Source organism: Streptomyces sp. SID3343, assembly GCF_009865215.1.
GTDB lineage: Bacteria > Actinomycetota > Actinomycetes > Streptomycetales > Streptomycetaceae > Embleya.
On sequence record NZ_WWJX01000828.1, the window covers coordinates 1 to 3,625 of the forward strand.

Annotated in this window: 4 protein-coding genes and 1 pseudogene; all 5 read left to right on the plus strand. The window is 72.0% G+C overall.

The window, feature by feature from the left end:
• Positions 1 to 209: pseudogene (locus tag GT354_RS25990) on the plus strand (inositol monophosphatase family protein); the annotation flags it as partial.
• Between the two features lie 130 nt (positions 210 to 339).
• A complete protein-coding gene (locus GT354_RS25995; RefSeq protein WP_237535461.1) occupies positions 340 to 939 on the plus strand; it encodes a YetF domain-containing protein in 600 nt (199 codons plus the stop codon).
• A gap of 170 nt (positions 940 to 1,109) precedes the next feature.
• Entirely contained in the window at positions 1,110 to 1,937 is an 828-nt protein-coding gene (locus GT354_RS26000) for a MerR family transcriptional regulator (RefSeq protein WP_161358803.1), read from the plus strand.
• Positions 1,934 to 2,923, plus strand: coding sequence for a BtrH N-terminal domain-containing protein (locus tag GT354_RS26005; protein ID WP_161358804.1), 990 nt, complete (start codon positions 1,934 to 1,936; stop codon positions 2,921 to 2,923). Before GT354_RS26000 ends, GT354_RS26005 begins: the two co-directional genes overlap by 4 nt.
• Positions 2,924 to 3,215: 292 nt before the next feature.
• Positions 3,216 to 3,625: amino acid permease (locus tag GT354_RS26010; RefSeq protein ID WP_161358805.1), on the plus strand; the 410-nt coding region annotated here is incomplete at its 3' end.

The following is a 3,625-nucleotide window of genomic DNA, read 5'->3' on the forward strand; positions in this document are numbered from 1 at the left end:
AGACCGACGCCTACGTCCACGCGGGCGGACAGTACGAGTGGGACTCCGCCGCGCCGGTCGCCGTCGCCGCGGCGGCCGGCCTGCACACGTCGCGCGTCGACGGCTCACCGCTCGTGTACAACCGCCCGGACCCCCGGCTGCCGGACCTGCTCGTGTGCCGACCGGAACTGGCGGACACGATCCTGGCCGCACTCGGACCACTGCTGTAGCGCACGCCCTGCGGCCCCTGCCCATACGGCGCAATCGGGTGCCCAGGCGTAGGTCCATCGTGGGGAACGGCGAGCGCGGCGTGGGGTGGGCGGGCCTCGCGTGTGTCGTACTTCGGGGATGTGGCACGACATGTTCCATGCCGGGATCCCGTTCGCGGAGAAGGTGTTGCGCACAGTCCTGGTGTACGCGCTGATCCTGATCCTGTTGCGGCTCGCCGGGAAACGGGAGTTGGCGCAGGTCAACACGTTCGACCTGGTGGTCATGCTGTTGCTGTCCAACGTCGTGCAGAACGCCGTCATCGGCCCGGACGATTCGGTGACCGGTGCCGCGGTCGGGGCGGCCGTGCTGATCGCGGTCAACGCCGCGCTGATCCGGGTGACGAGCCGGTTCGGACGGCTGGAGCGCCTCCTGGAGGGCACCGGCACGGTACTGGCGCGGGACGGGCGATGGCTCACCCGCGCCATCAAGCGGGTCGGACTGCGCCCGGCCGACCTGAACGTGGCGGTCCGACGGCAAGGCGGCGACGACGTCGCGGAGACCAGCACGGTATCCCTGGAACCCGGCGGCAGCCTGCTCGTTCGCCTGCGCGAGCAGGACCAGACGGCGGACAAGGCCGACATCGCGAGGCTGAACGCGGCCCTCGCCGACCTGCGCCGCCTGATCGAGGAACGAACGCTTCCTCCGCTCGGCACGGGTCCGGCCGGCGCCGAGCGGGGCAAGCGCGACTGACGGGCGGACCAAGGCGCGGCCGAACGGCCCAACCCCGGTACGGCCCACGAGACAGGACCATGCGCGGACCCGCCGGGACCCCGGCCGGCCTTCGACGGTGGGGAGTTCGGCTGCCTCGGCTCGTGCACGGGGGTGGACTCTCCCATCGTGGGAGGGTCCAGCATGGGGGCATGCACGAGGAACTACTGACCATCGGACGCTTTGCCCGGCTGTGCCGGCTGAGCGTCAAACAGTTGCGGCACTACGACGACGTGGGGCTACTGACCCCGACGCGAGTGGACGCCGGCACGGGCTATCGGTACTACGCTCCCGAGCAGGCGCGCGACGCGCTGACCATCGCCCTGTTGCGGGACATGGACCTCCCGCTGGTGGTCATCGCGGAGGCTCTGGCCGCCGAAGCCCCCTCCCGGGCACGCATTTTGCGTGCCGAGCGGGACCGGTTGGCCGAGCGCGTCGCTCGTGACCAGGCCCGGCTGGCGATGCTGGACCGGCTGGCGCAGGGCGGATTGCCCGGATACACGGTGAAATTCACCACGGAGCCGGAACGGCGGCTTGCCGTGGTGCGGTCGGTGTGCGGGCCGACCGAACTGGGAGCGACAGCCGGGGCGGGCGTGGGCCGGCTCCTGGCCGGCCTCGCGGCGGTCGGCACCGAGTGGGCGCCGCCGCTGTGGGGGCTGTACCCCCTCGACCTGGACGAGGGGATGCACGTCGCCATCGGGGCGCAGACGAGAGAGGCGATGGAGATGACGGAGGTGGTGCACGCCTCCGGCCTGGACGTCGAGGTACTGCGCGGCGGACCGGTGGCCGAGACCGTGCACATCGGGCCCTACGCCGAGCTGCCGTTGGCGTACAACGCGCTGTTCGCGGCCGTCCACGAGCGTGGACTGTCGCCGCAGGCGCCCGTACGGGAGGCATACCTCGTCGCGCCGGGAGAAGCGCCCGACGACGAACCGACGACCCGATTGCTCCTGCCGGTGCACGAGGTGGCAGCGGCATGACCGTCATCGAGGGCATCGACGCACGCGGGGCGCAGCACTGTGAGACCACGGCGTTGGGAGTGCTGCTGCGGCACGAGGGACTGGATCTGTCCGAGGCCATGCTGTTCGGGCTCGGCTCCGGGCTCGGTTACATCCACTGGGACGGCAAGGGGCTGGACTTCCCCTTCCTGGGCGGCCGGGTCAAGCCGTTCGAGCTCACGCGCAACCTGGCCGGGGAACTGGGTCTGGAGCTGGTGGTACACGAGACGACGTCGCGACGAAAGGCGTGGCACAACGTCACGGCCGCGATCGACGCGGGTCGGCCGGTCGGACTGCAACTCGACAGCTACCACCTGGACTACTTCGGGTCCAAGGTGCACTTCGGCGGCCATGTGGTGGCCATGTACGGATACGACACACACCATGCCCACCTGGTGGACACCGAGCAGCAAGGCGGAGCGGTGACCACGACGCTGGCCGGCCTGGCCGACGCGAGATCCGAGCGTGGCCCGATGACCGCCCGGAACCGCTCCTTCACCCTCGCCGTGCCGCACGACCGGCCCGCTCCGCAGGATCGGATCGTCCCCGCGATCACGGCGTGCGCCGACGCGTTCCTCAACCCGCCCATCGCGAACCTGGGTTACCGGGGCATCGAGAAGACCGCCGGCCTGGTGCCGAAATGGCTGGACCGCAGCAACGATCCACGGCGAGACCTGCCGCAGGCCGCCCGCCTCATGGAGCAGGCCGGCACCGGCGGCGCACTCTTTCGCAACCTCTACCGCGACTTCCTCGCGGAGTGCGGCCTGCTGATCGACGACGGCAACCTCCGTGCCGGCCACGCGTTGTACGCCGAGGCCGCCGGCCTGTGGACCGAGGTGGCCGAGGCCATCGCGCGAGCGGGCGAGACCGCCGACGCCGCGCACCTCGTCCACGCCGGCGCGATCCTGCGCGACCTCGCGCGCGTGGAACACGACGCCATGCGGGCGTTGCGGCTGGTCGAGCCGTGAGACGTCCGCGCGGGCGCGGGTAGGAACCGGGCCCCAAGCGGCCCCACGTGGGGGTCGACGTCGAGACGCGGGCCGGACGGACGCGTGCGTGAGGGCCGGGCGGGCAGTCCTCGCCGGTTCGTGGACACCCGGCGCGCGGCGGTGTCCCGAGCGTTCGCGAGACGGTCACCCACCGGTCGCCCGTGCGCCGTCCCCGAGTCGCCGGCGAGACGTGCCACGGCTTGTATCGTTCGCCGACGTCGGATCGCGATATCGGCCGCGCGGCGGCGGCCTCGGCACAGGAGTGAGTCGGATGGGCACACCGTCCCCACCTGCGGGCGCGGGTGAGGGCGAGGGCACACCGCCCTCACCCGTACCCGCGGGTGCTTTGACGCGTCGACTGGGTCTATCCGACGCGGTCGTGATCGGGTTGGGGGCGATGATCGGCGCCGGCGTGTTCGCCGCACCGGCGCCCGCGGCGGGCGCGGCGGGGTCCGGACTCCCGGTGGCGTTGGGGTTGGCGGCGGTGGTGGCGTACTGCAACGCGACGTCCTCGGCCCGACTCGCCGCCCGCTACCCGACATCGGGCGGCACCTACGTCTACGGCCGCGAGCGCCTGGGCGCCTTCTGGGGACATCTGGCCGGGTGGGCGTTCGTGGTCGGCAAGACCGCGTCGTGCGCGGCGATGGCGCTGACCGTCGGGTCGTACGCGTGGCCCGACCA

Coding starts and splice junctions, on each gene's coding strand:
- GT354_RS25995 (WP_237535461.1), top strand. CDS start 340: ATGTTCCATGCCGGGATCCCGTTCGCGGAGAAGGTGTTGCGCACAGTC.
- GT354_RS26000 (WP_161358803.1), top strand. CDS start 1,110: ATGCACGAGGAACTACTGACCATCGGACGCTTTGCCCGGCTGTGCCGG.
- GT354_RS26005 (WP_161358804.1), top strand. CDS start 1,934: ATGACCGTCATCGAGGGCATCGACGCACGCGGGGCGCAGCACTGTGAG.